Genomic DNA, 4,729 nt, shown 5'->3' on the forward strand with positions numbered 1-4,729 from the left:
TTATTTATAAATTTACATATATCACGAAAAGCGCGTTAAATTTCGTTTGTAAATTCCTAGGATCTCTATTCTGTCGTCGCCGATCGAGAAAGTAACCGTATAACCTTTAAAAATTAAATCCCTTATAGTTTCACGATTGATGTTTCTATTTTTACGGTAGCTGTATGGCATATCCGGGATCTTTGTAATTTCCGATTTTAGGCTTTGCATGAAATTATTTGCGCGACTGTTACTGTCTTTGGCAATGTGGTCAGCTATAACCCCCAGTTCGTCTAAAAACTCGTCAGAGTATACGATCACCACTGATAACCTCGTTTGGCTAGCTGCTGCGAAAATTCATTTTCGGTATAAAATTTAAGCTTACCTTTATCTAGCTTTTTAACAATGTGTTTTAGCTTTATCACATCAGCCTCACTTACTTCGCCTTGCAATGTTTCAATCATGTCGTTATCAAGCTCTATTATGTTAATATGTTCGCCGAATAATTGTTTCATGGCGTTAATAATTTCGCTAGTTAGGGTAAAGCCGTCTTTGGCTTGAAGCATAACCGCATTAGTCATTTTTTACTCCTTAAATTCATCGTCATCTACTACGCCCTTGTAAAATCTATTTATTTTCAAATACCTACATTGTTAAATTTGGCCTTAACTTTACCTAAAATAAACTTAAGTATTTTTAATTTTTGCCGATATTAAATCGATAATAGACAAAAAGGTTATAAAAATGACTATAGCTCCTAGTTTAAAAAGTATAGACATAACTGTTTCGAATATTTCAGTTACTAAGAGTAAAATTCAAAACAGTGATATTGCCGATACTAATGATAGTGTTTTAGGCTACAAGGTTGATAAAGACGGCTACTTTATGAGCGAATTCAATCAAGATGCAGGCATACCAGATGACTATAAAATCCACTCGGACACTATAAAATCACTCGTTGGTGTAAGAACTAGACATGAATTCTCTCGTTCCTTTAAAAGTGTTGACATTGCAAAGACAGTTGGAAATGCCTATAAAGTCTTGACCCAGCTTGTAGATGAAAAAACACTAAATTCAAAAGAGAGCTTTACAACAGACGAGATCTCAAAATTTCCACAAGGCTACGAATACGATAAAAAGACACTAAGGATCACCAAAAAATACAATACTGCATCCGATTATTTTTCTGCAGAGCTTAGCTTTGACCCAAGAATAAACAAAGGTAGATCTTTGAGTAATACTTTTTACAATCGCTCTACTCGTGAGTATTACACCAATGGCAATAAACTAAAACCATCGACTGATATTTTTGATAACAACAATAATGGCAAAGAGACATTTACACCTAATGGACTAAATTTCAATACTACACGAGACAAATATACAAACAAAGATGGCTCCATTACAAAAGGAGGGCTTTTGGTTGGTATTTTAAATGAAAATTTGAGGACGACCGAAGGGGAAACGACATATGTAGGGATATTAAACGGATACAATAAAAATCTAGATGCCGATGAATACAATAAACAAATACAGCTTTGGCTTTTAAACCATGACCCTGATAGAGTTTCAGATGAAGAGTTTAATGCACTAAGTGAGCCAATGAAAGAATTTATAAAATTTCATCGCGCATTTGATAATATCAATCAAAGAGCTAAAAATACATCCAAGAAAGAAGAGGCAGACACCCCAAAAGACCCTTTACAAATTTTATTCGAGCAAATGGATAAAGACTTTAAAGAGATGCTTAAAAAGCTACAAGAAAGAGCCCAAAAAGCAAGACTCGAACAGCGAAAAGCTATGCAGCAAAATTTAGACGCGCAAACTATGAAAAGCGCAAACCAAACCTCAAAAGACGCGCTAAATGAAATGCTTGAATTTCTAAGTAAAATGTCAAAGCAACACGGCGTAAATTTAGACATAAACGAAGTAAAAACGGCGTTTATAAATTTAACTGACAGCTACAAATTTAATAATAAAACAATAAATATCAAAGCTTAAATTTCTATTTTATAAGGATATAATATTGAAGAAAGTATTAGTATTGCCAATTCTTGGTGCAAATTTTCTATTAGCTTCACCAAAATGGACATAGCGCTAGCATACGGTTTAAATATGCGCGTCGAAGAGCTAGAAAAAATGCAGCAAAAACGCAATAGAACAGCTATAACTCTTAGAAAAACAAAATTTGAGCGAGATGAGGCTAAAAAAGAGTTAAATAGGGCAATCAAAAATTGAGACGAGGCACAATATTCCGTTCGTCGGTAAGAAGCCACCGACCGTGGATCAACTGGATAGGTAATGAAAATCATAATTTTCAATACAAATTTAAGCAAGTACCGATTTTAATGATGTTTTGGTTTGCATTTAATACCCGCTTTAAGCAAAATTTAGCTTAAAGCAGTAAAAACACTTAAGAAATCAATAAAAATTTAGTTAAAAATGCAGAAAACTTAAAAAGTTTAACTATATTGTTTTTATAATATTTTCTCACTGTTAATAGCTTCCATTTTCTCTCTAATAATCGATCTTAGGTATTGCGTTCTATTTGTCCTAGTCACATACCCCATCTCATCTAAAAAGGCTATTTCATCGCTGGATAGAAACATCGTGGTTCTTTTGTCGGCCGGGTTTGCGCTCTTTGGTCTACCACCTACATTTCTTGCCTTTTGCGCCTTGTCCTGTTCTTTAAAACTCGAGGTTGCGAGTTCATCGATCTCGTTGCTTGAGAGATCCAATTCTAATTTCGCCATTATTTACACTATCCTTGATGTAATCGATGATTTTTTGATACATATCTATAAACGATTGATACTGTCGTTTTGCTAAGCTACTTTCATTATATAACTCAAGAAAGCTCAAGCCGTTTGTCATTGCATTTTCAAAAATCCTTGAGCTTTTTAAGATAAAGAATTTGGAGCATATGATATTAACGGCTTTGATTGTAGCCACTGTTTCATCTAACTCTTTTTGAGATGAGATGTTCGTAACAACCCCTATGATCTTGCGGCCAAGCGGTTTGATTTGAGATATGGTGCTTGCCGCTTTTTTTATAGAATTTGGGTTTGGCGTAATTGGGACAATGATAAAATCGCATTGTTTTAAAATTTCAAGCACCCCAGCTGAAGCAAATCCGCCAAAATCATAGATTGTATCCGTCGCGATCTCGCATCGATCCAATATTTTACCTTTTTTATAAAACTGTGGCACGACCGAGTCGTCGTTGCTTTGCCAATTTAGATCTAGGTCTTTAGCCAAACTAAAGCTTAGCGGCGTTTTTCCTACCCCGCCCTTTAATTGCAGAACCGCTAAATTCATACTTATGCCTCTTATATGTTAAAAACATAATTGTAATATTATATGTTAAAAACATATAATATTACAATATTATTTAGAACCAGCTTAAAAAATTATATACGTTTTTTAGGACGGTAAAAAATAGAATTATCAGACAAAGATAAATAGTGTAAAAAGGATATATGGTGAAAAAAATAATAGTATATGTAATCCAAAGAGCAGTTTTATCTATACTTTTTCGTATTATAGGAAATCAAATAGTAGAGCTATTTTATATGCTAATGAGCAACTAATATCCTAAACTAAGGCATTATTCTATTTCGCCGCGATCGTCTGCGGCGATGATTTTCTCAAGCTCTTTTTGATCTGCTTCGTTTAAGCCGGGTTCGTCTTTGATTGTCGTCATTTAGTCCCCGTACCTCTCGAAAGTATTTTTAAAGTGCTTAAAATTGTCAAATCTCATTACGGTCGAGTATTCGTCATCGACGTTGAAAAGCTTGACCTCTATTTGCTCCCCGCTTTGCTCGAAGCTTTGGATTTTTAGTATATCCGTGACGTTCATTTTTTCGTTGTATATGCGTAGGTATCTGCCTATATACGGGTCAAAGTCATTGACGGCTTTGCCCGTGATAGGGTTGCTGCGCTTTAACTCTCGAAGCATATCTTGGCGCTTGATGTCGCTCGCTATCGTGTCTAAATTTCGGCGGTTTTCTTTTTTGTCGCGCTCGATGTCGCTTATAGGCTGCGGCTCAAAGTAAAATTCTAATGCGTCGATATTTCGTCCGCTTTTAATCTTTTTTATCATAAGCCCTTTGAACGGTGCTCGTCGCTGATCAAACAGGTTGCGTTCTGCTGATAGTTCTCTTATTGCTGGCTTTAAAATTTGCTGGTCTATATTGCACGCTTGATAGCTTTCGGGTATCCCTAAAAGCTCCTTGAAGTCTTTATATTTAATATGCCATAAACCAGTTTGCCTAAACTGCTTCAAATATCGATAAATGGTCTTTGCATACGTCCCGCTAAGCCCCACAAACTCGGCTAATTCATACCTTGTCCAGCCTTTTAGTGGGCTTGAAATATAGCGATCCTTAAAACCTTGTGATACCTGAACTCTTAAAATTCTATTTTTGGTGTCTGTTTCAAGCATGGGAAAAATAATCTCTTGCCGTAAATCCCCTTCATCATTGATTTCATACCGAAATTTAAACTCTTGCAGCTTACCGAGCTTATCTAAGATTTCTTTTCGATAGCTACTGCTGTCAGCTACTTGAGCCAACTCGAATACTTTATAAAAATCAAGTTCTAATATGTAGCCGTCCGTATTTCTAAACTGTTGCAAGATAGTAAAAAATACGTTTTGTTGCGCTTCCGTGAGAGTATTAAATTTTAGCTCGTGTAGCTCGTTTGAATATATAACGACTTCGTTCATACAATAATCCATATATTATTTTAT

Annotated in this window: 6 protein-coding genes; 1 reads left to right on the plus strand and 5 read right to left on the minus strand. The window is 35.2% G+C overall.

From position 1 onward, the window contains the following. Window positions 1–21 precede the first annotated feature (21 nt). Window positions 22–300, minus strand: coding sequence for a type II toxin-antitoxin system RelE/ParE family toxin (locus Q0200_RS11435; RefSeq protein ID WP_366118693.1), 279 nt, complete (start codon window positions 298–300; stop codon window positions 22–24). Continuing rightward, a complete protein-coding gene (locus tag Q0200_RS11440; RefSeq protein WP_297941236.1) occupies window positions 297–560 on the minus strand; it encodes a hypothetical protein in 264 nt (87 codons plus the stop codon). Before Q0200_RS11440 ends, Q0200_RS11435 begins: the two co-directional genes overlap by 4 nt. Before the next feature lie 163 nt (window positions 561–723). Here Q0200_RS11440 and Q0200_RS11445 point away from each other — a divergent pair, with 163 nt between their 5' ends. Next, a complete protein-coding gene (locus Q0200_RS11445; protein WP_297941237.1) occupies window positions 724–1,980 on the plus strand; it encodes a Cj0814 family flagellar-dependent secreted protein in 1,257 nt (418 codons plus the stop codon). Window positions 1,981–2,456: 476 nt separating this feature from the next. Here the strand turns inward: Q0200_RS11445 and Q0200_RS11450 are convergent, their stop codons facing one another. The 3 genes from Q0200_RS11450 to Q0200_RS11460 form a co-directional block, all read right to left on the minus strand. After that, window positions 2,457–2,732 carry a hypothetical protein gene (locus tag Q0200_RS11450; RefSeq protein WP_297941238.1) on the minus strand — a complete coding sequence of 92 codons (276 nt, stop codon included), beginning with the start codon at window positions 2,730–2,732 and terminating at the stop codon, window positions 2,457–2,459. Then, window positions 2,689–3,297 carry a hypothetical protein gene (locus tag Q0200_RS11455; RefSeq protein WP_297941239.1) on the minus strand — a complete coding sequence of 203 codons (609 nt, stop codon included), beginning with the start codon at window positions 3,295–3,297 and terminating at the stop codon, window positions 2,689–2,691. The genes Q0200_RS11450 and Q0200_RS11455 overlap by 44 nt, the downstream gene beginning before the upstream one ends. A gap of 385 nt (window positions 3,298–3,682) precedes the next feature. Next, entirely contained in the window at window positions 3,683–4,705 is a 1,023-nt protein-coding gene (locus Q0200_RS11460) for a replication initiation protein (protein ID WP_297941240.1), read from the minus strand. Window positions 4,706–4,729: the final 24 nt, after the last annotated feature.

It is taken from the genome of uncultured Campylobacter sp., assembly GCF_938045225.1.
Classification (GTDB): domain Bacteria; phylum Campylobacterota; class Campylobacteria; order Campylobacterales; family Campylobacteraceae; genus Campylobacter_A.

Coding starts and splice junctions, on each gene's coding strand:
- Q0200_RS11440 (WP_297941236.1), bottom strand. CDS start 560: ATGACTAATGCGGTTATGCTTCAAGCCAAAGACGGCTTTACCCTAACT.
- Q0200_RS11445 (WP_297941237.1), top strand. CDS start 724: ATGACTATAGCTCCTAGTTTAAAAAGTATAGACATAACTGTTTCGAAT.
- Q0200_RS11460 (WP_297941240.1), bottom strand. CDS start 4,705: ATGAACGAAGTCGTTATATATTCAAACGAGCTACACGAGCTAAAATTT.
- Q0200_RS11450 (WP_297941238.1), bottom strand. CDS start 2,732: ATGGCGAAATTAGAATTGGATCTCTCAAGCAACGAGATCGATGAACTC.
- Q0200_RS11455 (WP_297941239.1), bottom strand. CDS start 3,297: ATGAATTTAGCGGTTCTGCAATTAAAGGGCGGGGTAGGAAAAACGCCG.